Raw genomic sequence first — 16,192 nt, 5'->3', positions numbered from 1 at the left:
TGGTGACGTGTCACTCATTGGAGAAGAAAGAAAACAGTTTATTTTGCATCTATTGCATGAATCCGGAAAAGTAAGAACGACGGAGCTCGTAGAGAAGCTGGAAGTGTCGTCTGAAACGATCCGGCGTTACCTGGAAGAGCTTGAAAATGAAAAGAAACTGAAACGGGTATATGGTGGGGCTGTAAAAGTAAACTACGGCAAAGAAGAGCCTTCTATCTACACGCGCGAGATTCTTTATGCGGAAGAGAAGAAGCGGATAGGAAGAGCTGCTGCCAGCTTGATTCAGGATAATGAAATTATCGCAATTGATGACGGCACGACGACGATTCAACTTGTGCATTATCTTACGGGAAAAGAGAACCTTACGGTGATTACCGCGTCTGTACCTGTTTTATCGCTTCTGTTGCAGTATGAAAATCAAGGGTTGTTTTCCGGGGAAATTTTTTTTATTGGTGGCAAGGTAAATCCGCGCTATTCCCGTACATCCGGTTCGTTAGCGGAAAAAATGATGGAAAACTTTTATGTAGATAAAGCGTTTATTGCGATTGATGGAATTTCTCCGGAAAGAGGCATCACAAGTTATGATGTTGAGCGAGCGATGCTGTCCCGAAAGTTTATGGAACAAGCTACACAAACCATTGTCATGTTTGATGGCTCAAAAATTGGTGTAAGCAATTTTTATAAGCTGGCTGATCTTGAAGATACGGATGTTCTGATTAGCAATGTTTCCATACCCGTTGAGTGGGAAAAGGCAGTCAGAGCTACAGGAGCGGAATGGCTGGTTGCTGATTAGAAAAGGATCCCGAGATTGTTGTTTGCGTCAAAGGTGGGAGCGCAAAAATGGTGGCGGAACTGCTAGCACTACTATGGTGAAAAAATAGCGATATTGAACGATTTATTTGTTATTTCGAATGCGATTGGTCAGTCACTATATGAAAAGGGGGGGATAACTACAAAGAAATGGGGAGGCAGAGAGAAAGGGTAGGGAATGGTGCCAAGCTCTCCAGCCTCCCCCGCTTCTTCATCTTTACAGTTTTTCTACGTCAATCATAGCCAATCATAATGTCTGTATCCATATCTATACTTTTTAGTTCGATGATACGCAATCCATTGGCATGTTACTTTCTTAATGGATGAGACGCACGATCCGCTTCTTCTTCCATGACCATCGATAGTAGGAATATTGTAAAGCGAGACTGATGATGAATGCAGCTGGATATCCAACCCATATTCCTTTAATGCCAAGGCTGCTAAAGTGTGAAAGCAGGTAAGCAACAGGCACTTCAACACACCAGATCGATATTATGCTGAACACAGTTGGCCACAGTACAGTTCCACTCGCACGCATTGTAGCGGCAATGACCAGTGCATGGCCAAAAATCAAATAACTCCACAGAGTGATCATTAGCAAACTATGTGCGATATCAAGCGTATGCTTGCTTGTTAAGAACCATGACAAAATATCCTGCGAGAACACATAGACAAGTATGATTAAAATCCCACCGATTACATAATTAAGCAGCACACCTGCCCGAATCACTTTCTTTAGTCGATCGAACTGATTCCCTCCTATAGACTGTGCGGCAAATATGGAGACGGCAATGCTTAGACTTATTGCTGGCATTGATACGTAACTGACCACTTGATTTACTGCACCATACGCTGCGGTAGCATCGGAACCAAAACGATTCACGAATGTGATGACGGCAACTTCAGCCAGGGATACGAGTATCATATTGATGCTGGATGGAATGCCAAGACGCAATAGCAACTTGAGCAATCCTACATCCATCCGTAGGTGCTTCCGAACGGATGCATCGAATCGAAGTGGATGCTTTATTTTGTCTAGGTAGATAAGCATGATGACAAATGTTAGAACCGTTGATACTATGGACGCGTACGCTGCCCCGTATATACCGAGTTTTGGCAGACCCAGCCAACCAAAAATCAGAAGGGGTAACAATCCTACATCGAGTACCGTGCTAATAATAAGAAAGTAAAACGGTGTCTTGGAGTCACCTATACCACGTATAAAAGTGGTATAGGCAATATATAAAAACATAACCGGCATAAACCAAAATAAAATTCGCGCATAATGGACACTTACGGCAATGATATTTTCTGGTGTGCCTATTAGTTGCAGGATATCCCAAGTGAATAGACCCCCAACCACCGCTAACACCACTCCAAGAATGAAAGTAAAGGTGAGTGTGGTACCAACGATTGCTTTAACACGCTCTTCATTACGTGCACCATATGCCTGACCGATCAAGATGGAACTGCCTGAACCTATTCCGATAGTGAATGAAATAAGTAGAAAAAATAATGGAAAAAAGGCAGAAATAGCAGCCAGGGCGTCTACGCCAAGCCAACGACCGACAACAACACTGCCAGCTAATTGACCAATCGATTGCAGAGCATTGCTAATAATCAGAGGGATAAGAAACATGAACATAGAGTACCACACTGGGTGGTTGCTCGTTTCCTTACTCTGTGAACTCGTATCTTCTTTGTTTATATTTTGGGGTGGTTTCAACTTTTATTTCTCCTTTTTGTTAGGATTTCTTTTGATTATATCCACGTTCACCATAAGGTTGTAGTGTATCCAGCCATTTTTGTTTCAGTTTTTTTAACGCATCTTTTGCGTCAAAATATCCGTTCTCTTTCACTTTTAAGGTCTCTAATACTTCAAAGACGAAGGCTTCTTCTCCGAATCGATTCCAATCCTCTTGAAGCGATTTGTTTACGTGACCACCCAGGTTCAACGCAAACTTCTTTCCATTTATTGTCTTCAAATTCATAGTACTATCTATAAAAATCTTCTGATTTTTAGTATTCTTAATCTGATAAACTCCAGCCTGGGGTTTCCATTCTTTGTATAGTCGTTTCAATTCTTTTTTACGCTCCATGTGTTCCTCTTCCTTTCTTTTAGAATCACTTTTTAACCAATACTGGCTTCCATCTGACTTTCTATCTAAAAATCCGTAATCAATTAAGTACCTTCTTACCATTACATAATCATGATAAACTTCCTTTAAAATCTGATTGATTTCTTTTTCATTATAGGTTCGTTCACTATCAAAGCGCTTTGCGATTTCATAAAGGACAACCAGTTTATTTTTTTCCTTTTTAGGAAAAGTATCCAATGGTCCATCCGTGCCTTCAGGAAAATACTTTTTCAAAATCTTCTCTCTTTCTTGCTCGGTAACATTGTAACGTTCATCCAAAATCTCGAATGTTTTATGAAGGCTCATAAAAGCCGGCACATGTTTGTCCTTTTCTTTTAACAGTTCCATTATGGCTAAAAACACTTTGGATTGACGTTCCTTCTCTTTTAGTACAAAGCGGTAATTTCGAATCGTGGAAGCACTTCCGATATTCATTTCTTTTTGGACTTCGGCATCGCTTTTTCCCTGATAAAGTAGCCGAAGAAGAAGGTTCTGACGGTCTGTTAAACCTGTGAGTTTCTTGTCCAGCTGGATCAGGTAATCGAACACTGATTGATGGTTTTTCTCAATATGGAGCCGTATGTACCTTTCAGCTTCATATAGAGTGCCTTCATCAGGGTAAATAATGCCTTTTTCAAACTTTGCACCACAGAGAAGACATATATAATGCTCATTTTCTAGAATATACCCACATTTAAGTTCCTCCAACGATGCATTCCAAAATCGTTCTGAATTATTCATAAGCAAACAAACTCCTTTTTAGTTTGTAATATAATAGACATTATAAAATTTAGTCTATAAAATATCAACTATTTATACATTCTGTCCATTCTTTTATTTTCGTAAAAACGATGCAGCATGAAGAATAAAAATAGCCATGCTTATTGCGGAAATAAGAAGAAGCCAATCTTGACTGCTTTCAAGATTGGCTTCTTCGCATTTACACATGTCTTAATATTTTAGCATTTGAATGATTTATGCCGTGTAAGGGTGGCATAGCATAATATAGCGCTGGCTTCAGCGACGGCGATTACAATGCCCATTGGTACAGCCGTGTAGCTTCCGCCAAGGCCGACGAGAGGGGCCACCATTCCTCCAAAGATAAATGATAGCAATCCAAGCAATGCAGATGCGCTGCCTGCCGATTGTCCTTGATTTTGCATTGCCAGAGAAAAACCGGTAGTCGTTACGATTCCGACGCTTGACACAACGACGAACAATGGTAGTAGGACAGCAGAAAGCCGGGCTCCGATAAGAATCATGACAAGGAGCATAATGCCACCCAGAAAAGCAAGACCAAGCCCGCTGATGAACAGCTTTGTTTCACCCACCCGATCCACTAATCTGCCAGTGATTTGAGTAGCGATAATAATACCAAGTCCGTTAATAGCAAAGAACATGCTGAACATCTGAGGTGAAACACCGTATATATTCTGAAGGACGAACGGCGAACCGGATATGTATGCAAACATAGCGGCTACGACCAGCCCTTGGGCCAGCGCATATCCCATAAAGACACGATCGCTAACGAGCCCTCGAAATGTAGATAGCGTGTTCTTGATACCACCCGCTGAGCGATTTTGAGAGGACAGTGTTTCCGGTAAACCGAAAAGAACAGCAAGAAACATAAGTATACCAATGATTCCAAGTACGATGAATACTCCCGGCCAGGCTGTCATCCGCAATAGTTGCCCGCCTGCGATAGGAGCAACGATTGGAGCAACCCCGTTGACTAGCATTAAAAGAGAATAAAATTTTGTCAATTCTGAACCGGAGTATAAGTCCCGTACGATAGCACGCGAAATGACAATCCCGGCAGCTCCTGCTAATCCCTGAACAAACCGCAACAAGATCAATGCCAAAATAGAAGGCGCAAAAGCGCATAACAGTGATGTGACGGCGTAAATAATGAGACTAGCAAGAAGAGGCAGACGGCGTCCTCGTACATCACTAAACGGTCCGGCAAGTAATTGTCCAAGCGCAAGCCCGAGTAAGCAAAATGTTAAGCTGAACTGGGCCAGTGATGTACTCGTATGCAAATCTCTGGCCAGTATAGGGAGAGAAGGTAGATACATATCTAGAGACAGTGGTCCGAAAGCAGACAGCGAACCTAACACAACAGCCATCCATAGTCGACGTGATCGTGTGGCTATTTGTGAAGTAGCATCCAAACTATTCGTAACATTACTCATAAGTAAGCTCCAACTCTTTCATAAGATTTAAAGAATATAAAACTACATTTATTGTAACAAAAAAAGAGTGGAAAGCTCAATTTTAATTGTTCTTTTTTACCTGTTTTAAGGTTAAGAAGAACAAGATTTAGCCACCCTATATACAGGTATACAGGCCATCGCATAGAATCGTTGTTTTGCATGTACATACATGAAAGGGGGGAGACTATTGATATTTTTTAAACCAGAATTTCGGAATCAGCAGGGAGAGATCGTAAATGTAGTGAATGCAAAAGGCAGGGCGATTGGTTATATTGCTTATCTATATAAAGAGGACAAGGAGCTTTACATTATGGGACAGTTGAATGAGGAAGGGGAGAAACAGAATTTTATTGACATGACAGCCAGCTTTATTGATGGCCTAAAAAAGGCGATTCTTGGAGATGGCGAGAAAGAACCGAATATATACATTCATTTGGGCGGCCAGTTGCTTCAACTGGACAATGAGGATAACGGTGAAGAGAAATAAAAGAAGAACCTGTATAGGTTGTTACGCATAGGATGGTTTGCAGAAGACACCCGCCCATAAGGAGGAACTTGTAGCTGTGAACCATCCAGACAGCGTTTATCATCCACGGCTTGTTGATCCGTCGGGAGAAAGAGCAGGAAAGCCGAAAGATGTTGGTTTGACCATGTTAATTGATAAAGGAGTTGGCTTGGCTTCATTTGAAGAATTTTTACAGCTTGCCGGTCAATATGTTGATTATATTAAACTCGGGTTCGGCACTGTAGCCCTGTATCCGTCCGAAATTTTGCAAAAGAAGCTTTTGTTAGCCAAAAAAGCCGGCGTTTTCCTATATCCAGGGGGGACAATGTTCGAAGTCGCATACCATCAAGGTGTGCTCAAAGAACATTTGGATTATATGGAACTCCCCGAAAAGATATGCAACAAGTTTTGTCAATTTGTGCTCAAAGAACATTTGGATTATATGGAACAGATGGGGTTTAGTCATTTGGAAATTTCTGATGGAACCATTGAGTTGCCTGCCAGTGAGCGGCGTACTGTGATACGAAAAATAGTAGCAAGAGGATTCACTGTTATTACGGAATGCGGCAAGAAAGCAAGCGGCAGCCATCTTAGCGTAGAAGACCTGCAACAAACCCTTTATTCTGATCTGGAGTGCGGGGCTTCGTACGTTATTGTTGAGGGCAGGGAATCAGGAAAAAATGTAGGCATATACGATAAAGAAGGAAAGCTTGATACAGAGTTTTTGAGCGCTGTTGAAAAAAAGATTCCGGTTGATGTAAGAAAACACCTTATATGGGAAGCGCCGCAGAAAAACCAGCAGATAGGACTGATTCATTTTTGGGGACGAAATGTAAATATGGGAAACATCCAGTTCGAGGATGCTTACAACCTTGAATGCCTGCGTCGTGGCCTAAGGTTTGACACGTTTATTTTAGGGCATACGAGTTCCGGTTTGCAGGCAACCTATCTTGCGGATGATAAGCAAATTGGCTTGAACACTCCCACCATTTAACATCTTATGATGAATGCTTTGTGCCGTTTCTTTCGTTTTTCACCTCCTTCGCTTCGATTACGTATCTTTTTCAAAATCTAAAGAGAACAGGCGGACAATGAACATATTCAGAAGACACGTCTTGTCCTGAGTCGATTTGTCCTCTCCTTACGCGACAGGCGTTGAGGGAGGAGGCTTCTGGGCAATTTGGATAAAGTGGATTGGTATCAAAAATAATCGTAAAGGAAAGGGTAAATAAAGAGCCGAAATTAAAGAAGCAAAAAATTGGAGGAAGTCGAATGGAGGCAAAACAAGGGACATCAGCCATGATTGCGATTGCCTTTATCCCTTTAGTAATGGTATTGGGGAACTCGATGTTAGTACCCGTTCTTCCCACGATGAAGGCAAAACTGGGTTTATCCCAGTTTCAGACAAGTCTCATGATTACGCTGTTCTCCCTTGCGGCAGGTATCATTATTCCTGTGGTCGGTTATTTGTCTGATCGCTTTAGCCGTAAGTGGGTGATTGTTCCCTCATTAATCTTGTATGGAATCGGAGGAATTATGTCGGGACTGGCCGCTTGGCTGATGGAAAATTCCTATACGATGATTCTGATCGGGCGGATCGTTCAGGGAATCGGAGCAGCAGGAACAGCGTATGTCGCTATGGCGCTTATCGGCGACTTGTATTCGGGAGCTCAGGAAAGCAAAGCGCTGGGGATTATTGAATCATCTAACGGATTAGGGAAAATTTTATCGCCAATTATTGGCTCGCTGATTGCTCTCGTTACGTGGTATGCCGTATTTTTTACGTTTCCCGTCCTCTGCTTTGCTGTGGCTGCCTATGTATGGTTTGGAGTGAAGGAAAAGAAAAAGATGGAAGAAAAGTCTTTTTTTCAATATCTTAAAGCATTAAAGCAAATTTTTAAAAATAAAGGAAGATGGCTTATTCCCGCTTTTTTTGTTGGTTCTGCTGGGCTATTTATTCTTTTCGGCGTTTTATTTTATCTGTCCGATGTATTGGAAGAAACCTTTAAAATCGATGGGGTTCTTAAAGGAAGTATTCTTGCGATTCCGTTGTTCGGAATGGTTGTTACCGCATACATTACGGGAGCAAAAATTAAGCAGAATAAGCCGCTTATTCGAAAAGTAATGGTAGCCGGGCTTGTGATTTTAACCGGTTCTATGTTTGGTGTCGCTTTTTTTAAACAGATTTATCTTATGATTGGATTGCTGACGTTAGGAAGCATCGGAACGGGTCTTTTGTTGCCTTGTTTAAATACGCTGATCACAGGAGCTGTGGAAAAGGCGGAAAGAGGCATGATTACATCCTTATACGGGAGCGTTCGTTTTCTTGGTGTCGCGTTTGGCCCTCCTCTTTTCAGTTGGTTAATGAAAATTTCGCATAAGACAGTTTTTTTGAGCATGACGGGAGTAAGCCTTGCAACGTTGATGCTGTCTCTTTTTTTCATTAAACCCGGCATAAAAAACAAGGGGGATACAACGGAAGAGCATGGCCCAACCACCCTTTTCAGAAAAAGAGAAAAAGCGCCTACGTAATGGTCTAGAAAAATTTTGAAACAAAATAAATAAATTTCAATAAGAGGGCGGTAATCGCGGCCGCCATCAACGGGCCAACCGGAATACCGCGCAGAAAGACAATGCCGATAATGGAGCCGACGACAAGACCGACGATTAGGTGCGGTTGAGCTCGGAGCATATCCAATCCTTTTCCATTCAAATAAGTGGCGAGCGCCCCTCCTGTCAGCGCGATAACCCCCATAAGCGTAGTAAAGAGCGGGAGAAGATCCTTGGCGGTGATTCGTTCGCTGGCAAACGGCACTAAAACGGATATGGTTAAAAAGAGGAGACCCAGTTCCATTCCACGCCGTTCTACCGCCGGAAAAAAGCGCTCCAGAGAGGTAAGCTTGAGCATTAACAGCATGCTTGCCGCCGTAGCGATGATCGGCGAGCGACCGATTAGGCCGACAATAATCAGAATAACAAGTGCTGCTTCGCCTGAAGATACGTGCATCCGCATCCAACCCCTGTCCTTTTCTTCACTTCTATGAAGAAACGGAGGAAAGTATTCTTTTTTCTCGGACAATAGGGACAATTTTTAAAAGATCGATTTGGCCACAGTATAGAATGTCCTCTGTGTATTGATGCTGAACCAAACGCCTGCCTGTGGTAGTGGTAAGGAGGCGCTCGGGAAGCTGGGGAGCCATTTGAAGGTAACAGGCTTCCAGTGCCTCGGATACATCACAGGTATGGATGGCAGCGGCACGCTTTTTGGCCAAATGAACCATCAATCCCGCGGCAAGGCCGTCCTCCAAAGCAAATTCTCCACGAGTACCCGCGCAGTACAGCGTAATATTACAATTTTTATTCAGCGCTTCTTCGATGCATGCGAGGGCATTAAGAAAACATCCAATTAATACATGTTTTGCTTTTTTTGTCTTTTGAATAGCTCTTGTGCCATTTGTCGTTGTTAGAACGAGGTGCTTTCCTGTATGCTTGCCTGCACGCACGGCAGCAGGAGAGTTATTGTAATCAAAATCGGCGATCTTTTTACAATGCCGTTCTCCGGCCAAAACAGTATCAGAAGAGCGTAAAGCATACGCCTGCTCGCTTGTTTCAACCGGAATCACAGAGGCAAAGCCGCAGTTGAAGGCAGTTACAATCGTACTTGACGCCCTGAGCACATCAATCACAATTACCGTTCGTCCGGCCATTTGCTCGGGGCGAATGGCCGCAACGGTTTGTACGGTTTGAATCTCCATTCTGTTTCCTCCCTCTCATATGTATGGCCAAGTGATTCGGGAGCGAAATGCTCGGAATTCATGCGTACTGTAAGCAAGAATGAAGAGAAACGCCAGTGAATCAGCAAACGGGATGTATGAAAAATCATGATGGGGGAAAGCGTAAATAAAAGAAATCGTAAAAGGAGAGAAATTGGTTTTATGAATAATAAACAATCCATTCTGACTCAGGCGCTTGAAACATTAGAGAACACATTTCTTCCATCTGCCGCCGAGCTTTCCAGTAGAATAAGAAATATAAAAGAAAAAGTAGTGGGGATGTCAGATGAACAGTTCGAAAGCAATATGAGTATGGCGACCACTTCACCAGCAGGAGAACATCCTTATCCTGATCAGAGTGTTCGGTTCTTATTAAACGAAGTTTTTCCCGAGATAGAAAAAAACGTTCAAAATACGCAGAATCATGAAGTCATATCGGCTGTTAACGAAATTAGAGGGATTCTGGGCACGGATGATAATTTACACACACCAACATAAAAGGTGCGTTTATCTCCCGTTTCTTTAAGTCTTTTGAACCGGCAAAGAGTGAGGATATGATAGTCATACTATATAGCTTATTTCGCAAAAAGATAAATATGCGAATAGAAACGAATACAAAGTAGGCAAACATCTCAGAGTCACGTGGTGAATATACTAAAGTTATCCACTTACTCTAAGAGGTGATTGTAGATGGGAAAGGTGCGAAATATTTACGCTGCGGGAAATACTGCTCGAGGTTATTATCATTTTTATGAATCCGTCCTCCAGAACCTTGAGCGTCTCTTCATTCTTCAAGGAGGGCCGGGAACAGGTAAATCGTCTTTGATAAAAGCCATAGGTGAAGAAATGATGGAACGGGGCTATGAGATTGAGTGGATCCATTGCCCCTCTGACAATCATTCCGTTGATGGCGTCATCATTGCAGGATTGAAAGTAGGTATCGTAGATGGAACGGCTCCCCGGGTCATTAAGTCGAACGCTCCGGGGGCGGTTGAAGAGTACGTTGATATAGGAACAGCGTGGGATGTCAGTTATTTGCGTGCGCATAAGGTGAATATTATGCAGTTGAATGATGCGGTAGGGCGCGCCTTTCAGAAAGCGTATGATGCTTTTGCTCAAGCTTTGCGCATACATGACGAGTGGGAGCGGTTTTATATTGAAAACATGAATGTTGTTGAGGCGAATAAGGTTACGGATGAGGTGATTGAACGTATTATCGGAGAGCAGGTACTCCCGAAGGCGGCAACGGTGCGCCGAATGTTTTTAGGAGCAGCTACACCGGAAGGGCCGGTCGATCATATTCAAAATCTTACCGAAGACATAGCGAAGAGATATTTCATTAAGGGTCGTCCGGGTTCAGGCAAATCGACAATGCTGAAAAAACTGGCGGCTGTAGCGGAACAGCGCGGATATAATGTGGAAATATACCATTGCGGCTTAGATCCGCACAGCCTTGATATGGTGATCATCCCTGAAAAAAGCATTGCCATTTTTGATAGTACCGCACCTCACGAACATTTCCCGACTAGAGACAGTGATGAGATCATTGACATGTATACTCGGCTTATCGCTCCGGGAACGGATGAAAAGTATGCTGCTGAATTGCAAGAAATCAAAGCAAAATATTCTGCTGTTATGAAAGAAGGCACCGCTTATCTTGCGGAAGCGAAAGCGATTCATGATGAACGTAAAAACATTTATGCAGAAGCGACGGATTTCGGAAAGGTGAAGGTGATACAAAGCAACATCTTGTCTAAGATAGATAGCCTGATTATTTCTGTGGAAAATCAATAAGAGTGAGAAAAGTACTAAGTTGAAAGCGTCGGCTGTTTATTATATAGCCGGCGCTATATGGATGAAACTTGTTTGTTTACCGCCTCTTTCACAACACGCGAGAAGTCTTCTTCCTCCACATGCCACATTCGGTTGTTGTGTGACACACGTGAAAAGCAATATAACACGTTGAACATTTGGCGAGATGTTTGTATACTGAAATGGAACGAGTAGTAGGTGCGTTTTTTAATATCATATCATCAGATGACTCGATCATCAGAAAGGATGATGAATTTATGAAAATTTCGTTTTTTGTTACATGTCTCGCTGATGTATTTTATCCGGGTGTGGCAAAGGATGCGGTAGAAGTGTTGGAGCGACTTGGCTGCGAAGTGGAGTTTCCGCAGGCGCAAACATGTTGCGGACAGCCTGCGTACAATAGCGGATACCATAAAGAAACGAAAAACATTGCGAGGCACATGATCGAAACGTTTGCCGGTGCCGAATATGTGGTGACACCGTCCGGTTCATGCGCCGCAATGCTTCACGATTACGTCAAATTGTTTGAAGATGAGCCGGAATGGCTGGAGAAAGCGCGGGTATTGGCGGCAAAAACGTATGAGTTTACCCAATTTATCGTCGAAGTGTTACGCGTGGAGGATGTGGGCGCCGCCTTTCGGGCAAACGCCACTTATCACCGTTCCTGCCATATGACTCGTCTGTTGGGTGTAAAGGAAGCGCCGATGAAGCTTCTGGAGCATGTGGAAGGTCTTCGTGTTACTCCGTTGCCGAACGCTCATGACTGCTGTGGGTTCGGTGGTACGTTCTCCGTTAAGATGGTGCCAATATCCGAACAAATGGTGGATGAAAAAATACGACATATCGAGGAAACGGATGCGGAGGTACTGATCGGAGCCGATTGCGGATGCCTGATGAATATAGGCGGCCGAATCAACCGCAAAGGAAAGCCGATTAAAGTGATGCACATTGCTCAGGTGTTAAACCATTCAAAACGTGAAGGGGGCGGAAGCTATGCCGATGAAAATCGGGAATGACAAATTTTTTAGCCGGGTTGCTCAGGGGATTGAAAACGGATTCATGCGTGGTGCGGTCAGTTCCGCGCAGGAACGGCTGCGCGGCCGGAGGTTAACGGCGGCCGAAGAATTGGGAGATTGGGAAGAGTGGCGAAAGCTTGGTGAAGATATTCGCCGCCATACGCTGGAGAATCTGGATTATTATTTGTACCAGCTCAGCGAAAACGTCGAGAAGGCTGGTGGCCACGTGTTTTTCGCCCAGACAGCTGAAGAAGCGAACGAATACATTACTGATGTGGTCAAAAAGCGCAACGGCAAAAAAGTTGTCAAAGCAAAATCGATGGTGACGGAAGAAATCAGTATGAATGCTGCATTGGAGGCGATCGGTTGCGAGGTGATCGAGACTGATCTAGCGGAATACATTTTGCAGTTGGACGACCATGATGCTCCGTCTCATATCGTCGTTCCGTCCCTTCATAAAAACAAAGAACAAATCCGGGATGTTTTTGCGAAAAAGCGGGGCTACGATCGGACGGAGAAACCGGAGGAGCTTGCCTGGTTTGCGCGCGAACAGTTGCGCAAAGAGTTTTTGACAGCAGATATTGGGATTACCGGATGTAATTTCGCGGTGGCGGAGTCAGGTTCGATTACGCTTGTGACGAATGAAGGCAATGCCCGGCTTGTGACAGCGCTACCGAAGACGCAAATTACCGTAATGGGCATGGAACGTATCGTACCGACATGGGAAGAGCTTGACATTCTCGTATCGCTTCTGTGCCGTAGCGCTGTCGGACAGAAATTAACGAGCTATGTGACGGGATTAACTGGCCCACGAAGCGAAAAAGCGGTGGACGGTCCGGAGGAATTTCATTTGGTCATTATTGATAATGGCCGTTCTAACATTTTGGGCACGGAGTTTCAGAGCGTGTTGCATTGTATCCGCTGCGCTGCCTGCATTAACGTTTGTCCCGTATACCGGCATATCGGTGGTCATTCGTACGGTTCGATCTACCCAGGCCCGATCGGTGCCGTGCTTTCCCCTTTGCTGGGTGGATACGATGATTACAAGGAACTTCCGTATGCGTCCAGTTTGTGCGTGGCTTGTACGGAAGCATGTCCGGTGCGGATTCCACTTCATGAACTGTTGATTAAACACCGTCGCAAAATTGTAGAGGACGAGGGGCGTTCATCGTTTGGAGAAAAGTTGGCCATGAAAGGATTCGGGCTGGCGGCGCGCTCGCCAAAGTTGTTTGCAATGGGCGAAAAAGCGGCGCCGTTCGTCTTGGGGCCGTTCATGAACGGTGATACTATCAAAGAAGGCCCGAAACCGGTCAAACCATGGACGGATATCCGGGATTTCCCGGCACCGGCGCGCGAATCGTTCAGAGAGTGGTTTGAAAAACGGCAGAAAGAAGGGAAAAAGTTATGACCATCCGAAACCGTGAAGCGTTTTTGAATCAGATTGCGGTAAGACTCGGACGCGAACGACGGACGGACGGCGTCGTGCGGCCCGACCGGACGCATGGTCCGCAGTTGCGCAAATATAAGGATCGTTCCATGGAAGAACTTGTTGATGTACTTAAAGAGCAGTGTCTTCGGATCCACACGGATCTGAAGCTGGCGACAAGCGCAACGCTTCCGCGTGTGATGGAAGAAACGATTGCGTTTTACAGGGCGAAATCCATCATCAGATGGGAAGATCAACGGTTTGCAGAGTACGGACTCGATGTATGTTTCGATCGCCAGAAAGCAGACAAAAACCTTGATGTGTATGTATGGAATCCGGAACGAGGAGAGGAAAATATACGCGCCGCGGAAAAAGCGGATATCGGAATTACGTTTAGTGATATGACACTGGCCGAGTCGGGAACGGTCGTACTATTTGACAGCGGGGAGAAAGGGCGGGTCGTAAGCCTTTTGCCCAAGTATTATATCGCGGTTATTCCGAAGAGTACGATTGTGCCGCGCATGACGCAGGCGACCCGGCGCATCCATGAGATGGCGCAAGAAAAAGGCACGTTTCCTTCATGCATCAATTTCATTTCCGGTCCGAGCAACAGTGCGGATATTGAGATGAATTTGATTGTCGGCGTACACGGACCGATAAAAGCCACATATATCGTGGTAGAAAACCGATAGAAACAAATGAGGACTGTCAGCTGTACGGGGGTGGCAGTCTTTTTTTGTGGGATTGATTGTTTGAAGAATAAAAAAATCATAAATACAGCAAAATACAAAAAAAGTGGTAAAGGATTATCAACAGTGTTAAAAACCATTCTTTCTTATTTACCAACTTGGGATATATTGATCGGAGCCCTGGTATCTTTTCTTGTCCCATTCGGTATCTTTAGCCTATTTAAGTGGCTACGCGGATAAAAAACGGAGGATTTTGTTATGTTTAAGTGGTTGAATTCACGTAAAAAAAAAGCCAAACTTCTTCTGCTGCCAGTCATCCGAGCGAGGTACGTCCGTTGACAAGCAGTTTACAGCGCAACCTACAAGTAGTAAGAGAGCAAATTGGACATAGTCCTGATGTAATTTTTCGCCAGTTTTCCTTTTGTGGCACATTATGGAAAGCAGCTATTGTTTATATTGATGGTTTAGTAGATAAGACAGCTTTGCACGAACAAATCATGAAACCTTTAATGCAAGAGCCTACAGCAGCAGAAAAGGCAAAACAACTTTCTGATGGAGCAGCACACATAAAAAATTGGGTGATAAATTCTGGCATTCCGATAGCGGAAATAAAAGAGGCACATAACCTGAACGATTGTATTCTTGAGGTACTTTCCGGAAATGCGCTTTTGTTCATTGATGGAATAGACAGTGGTTTCATTCTCGGCATAACCGGCTGGGAGGGTCGTTCCATCGATGAACCGGTTACCGAATCGCTTGTACGGGGACCGCGGGACGGTTTTGTGGAAACGCTTCGCAACAATACGGCGATGCTTCGGCGGCGAATCAAAGATCCAAATTTCACAATGGTTGTTTACAAAGTAGGCCAACGTGCAAAAAAAGATTTAGCGATTGTTTATATAAAAGGAATCGCTAATGAGGAGTTAGTAGCGGAAGTAAAAAGAAGGGTGGAAAGGATCAATATTGATGATGTTCCGGAATCAGGGTATGTTGAACAATTAATTGAGGATAATTACCTTTCCCCTTTTCCTCAAGTACAAAACACGGAAAGACCCGATCGGGTGATGAGTGCATTAATGGAAGGACGTGTAGCTCTTCTATTGGACGGTACTCCCTTCGCTCTTATCGTACCAGTTACATTTTCTATGCTTATGAGTTCACCAGAAGATTACTATGAGCGCTGGTTGCCTGGCTCTTTAATTCGGGCTATGCGATATGGTGCCACTTTTACTGCCTTGTTTCTCCCTGCCTTATACATTTCTTTAATTTCATATAACCAGGGGCTTATTCCAACAAAGTTAGCGATCTCCATTGCTGCAACAAGAGAGGGGGTTCCCTTTCCTTCTCTTATTGAAGCGTTGATGATGGAAGTTATCATTGAAATTTTGCGGGAAGCCGGGGTTCGCCTACCCAAACCGGTAGGACAGGCTGTCGGCATCGTAGGAGGGCTCGTTATTGGTCAAGCAGCGGTGGAAGCCGGAATTGTAAGCCCGATCATGGTTATTGTCGTTGCCTTAACCGCCATCTCATCCTTCGCTTTTCCCCAATATGGGGCTGGGATTGCGATTCGGATGCTCCGCTTCGGAATGATGATGTCGGCTGCTGTGCTTGGTCTGTACGGTGTTATTTTGTTTTTCATTCTGATTAATGCTCATCTTGTAAAATTGAAAAGCTTTGGCGTTCATTACACGGCTTCTTTTACCCCTTATCGGCCAAAGGATTGGAAAGATATGGTGATTAGAGCCCCTCTGATGATGATGAAGCAGCGACCGGAAATGAACAAAACGCAAGATCGCAAACGGCAATAAAC

15 protein-coding genes are annotated in these 16,192 nt (G+C 44.1%); 10 read left to right on the top strand and 5 right to left on the bottom strand.

Annotation, left to right across the window (positions count from 1 at the left end):
- Positions 1-7 precede the first annotated feature (7 nt).
- Entirely contained in the window at positions 8-793 is a 786-nt protein-coding gene (locus tag BLR88_RS04435) for a DeoR/GlpR family DNA-binding transcription regulator (protein ID WP_057898713.1), read from the top strand.
- A 333-nt stretch (positions 794-1,126) separates the two neighbouring features.
- On the opposite strand, the gene BLR88_RS04430 is transcribed toward BLR88_RS04435, so the two are convergent.
- The 3 genes from BLR88_RS04430 to BLR88_RS04420 all read right to left on the bottom strand — a co-directional run bounded on the left by BLR88_RS04430 (position 1,127) and on the right by BLR88_RS04420 (position 5,140).
- Positions 1,127-2,536 (bottom strand): MATE family efflux transporter, encoded by a 1,410-nt coding sequence (locus BLR88_RS04430; RefSeq protein ID WP_057898714.1) that lies wholly within the window; start codon positions 2,534-2,536, stop codon positions 1,127-1,129.
- Positions 2,537-2,555: 19 nt separating this feature from the next.
- Positions 2,556-3,689 (bottom strand): DUF2087 domain-containing protein, encoded by a 1,134-nt coding sequence (locus tag BLR88_RS04425; RefSeq protein WP_057898715.1) that lies wholly within the window; start codon positions 3,687-3,689, stop codon positions 2,556-2,558.
- A gap of 218 nt (positions 3,690-3,907) precedes the next feature.
- Positions 3,908-5,140 (bottom strand): multidrug effflux MFS transporter, encoded by a 1,233-nt coding sequence (locus BLR88_RS04420; protein ID WP_091260035.1) that lies wholly within the window; start codon positions 5,138-5,140, stop codon positions 3,908-3,910.
- 208 nt (positions 5,141-5,348) lie between these two features.
- On the opposite strand from BLR88_RS04420, the gene BLR88_RS04415 reads away from it, so the two are divergent.
- The 3 genes from BLR88_RS04415 to BLR88_RS04405 all read left to right on the top strand — a co-directional run bounded on the left by BLR88_RS04415 (position 5,349) and on the right by BLR88_RS04405 (position 8,198).
- Positions 5,349-5,648 (top strand): hypothetical protein, encoded by a 300-nt coding sequence (locus BLR88_RS04415; protein ID WP_057898717.1) that lies wholly within the window; start codon positions 5,349-5,351, stop codon positions 5,646-5,648.
- A 76-nt stretch (positions 5,649-5,724) separates the two neighbouring features.
- Entirely contained in the window at positions 5,725-6,660 is a 936-nt protein-coding gene (locus BLR88_RS04410; RefSeq protein WP_254778217.1) for a phosphosulfolactate synthase, read from the top strand.
- 278 nt (positions 6,661-6,938) lie between these two features.
- Entirely contained in the window at positions 6,939-8,198 is a 1,260-nt protein-coding gene (locus BLR88_RS04405; protein ID WP_057900310.1) for an MFS transporter, read from the top strand.
- Positions 8,199-8,202: 4 nt separating this feature from the next.
- Here BLR88_RS04405 and BLR88_RS04400 read toward each other — a convergent pair whose 3' ends face one another.
- Both BLR88_RS04400 and BLR88_RS04395 read right to left on the bottom strand, forming a co-directional pair.
- A complete protein-coding gene (locus tag BLR88_RS04400) occupies positions 8,203-8,673 on the bottom strand; it encodes a DUF441 domain-containing protein (RefSeq protein WP_057898719.1) in 471 nt (156 codons plus the stop codon).
- A gap of 31 nt (positions 8,674-8,704) precedes the next feature.
- Complete coding sequence (locus tag BLR88_RS04395; protein WP_057898720.1) at positions 8,705-9,421, bottom strand: 2-phosphosulfolactate phosphatase; 717 nt, start codon at positions 9,419-9,421, stop codon at positions 8,705-8,707.
- 126 nt (positions 9,422-9,547) lie between these two features.
- Here BLR88_RS04395 and BLR88_RS04390 point away from each other — a divergent pair, with 126 nt between their 5' ends.
- The 6 genes from BLR88_RS04390 (at position 9,548) to BLR88_RS04365 (ending at position 16,190) form a co-directional block, all read left to right on the top strand.
- A complete protein-coding gene (locus tag BLR88_RS04390; RefSeq protein WP_057898721.1) occupies positions 9,548-9,937 on the top strand; it encodes a hypothetical protein in 390 nt (129 codons plus the stop codon).
- A 192-nt stretch (positions 9,938-10,129) separates the two neighbouring features.
- Entirely contained in the window at positions 10,130-11,233 is a 1,104-nt protein-coding gene (locus BLR88_RS04385) for a PRK06851 family protein (protein ID WP_057898722.1), read from the top strand.
- 275 nt (positions 11,234-11,508) lie between these two features.
- Positions 11,509-12,267, top strand: a complete 759-nt coding sequence (locus tag BLR88_RS04380; protein WP_057898723.1) for a (Fe-S)-binding protein — start codon at positions 11,509-11,511, stop codon at positions 12,265-12,267.
- On the top strand, positions 12,245-13,675 hold the full coding sequence (locus tag BLR88_RS04375) for a LutB/LldF family L-lactate oxidation iron-sulfur protein (RefSeq protein ID WP_057898724.1): 1,431 nt from the start codon (positions 12,245-12,247) through the stop codon (positions 13,673-13,675). Before BLR88_RS04380 ends, BLR88_RS04375 begins: the two co-directional genes overlap by 23 nt.
- Positions 13,672-14,385, top strand: coding sequence for a LutC/YkgG family protein (locus tag BLR88_RS04370; protein ID WP_057898725.1), 714 nt, complete (start codon positions 13,672-13,674; stop codon positions 14,383-14,385). The genes BLR88_RS04375 and BLR88_RS04370 overlap by 4 nt, the downstream gene beginning before the upstream one ends.
- 332 nt (positions 14,386-14,717) lie before the next feature.
- Positions 14,718-16,190 (top strand): spore germination protein, encoded by a 1,473-nt coding sequence (locus tag BLR88_RS04365; RefSeq protein ID WP_091260034.1) that lies wholly within the window; start codon positions 14,718-14,720, stop codon positions 16,188-16,190.
- Positions 16,191-16,192: the final 2 nt, after the last annotated feature.

This window comes from Aneurinibacillus thermoaerophilus (assembly GCF_900099925.1).
Taxonomy (GTDB): domain Bacteria; phylum Bacillota; class Bacilli; order Aneurinibacillales; family Aneurinibacillaceae; genus Aneurinibacillus; species Aneurinibacillus thermoaerophilus.
Note: the sequence above shows the minus strand (reverse complement) of the source record. Positions and strands in the feature narration are given on the sequence as shown.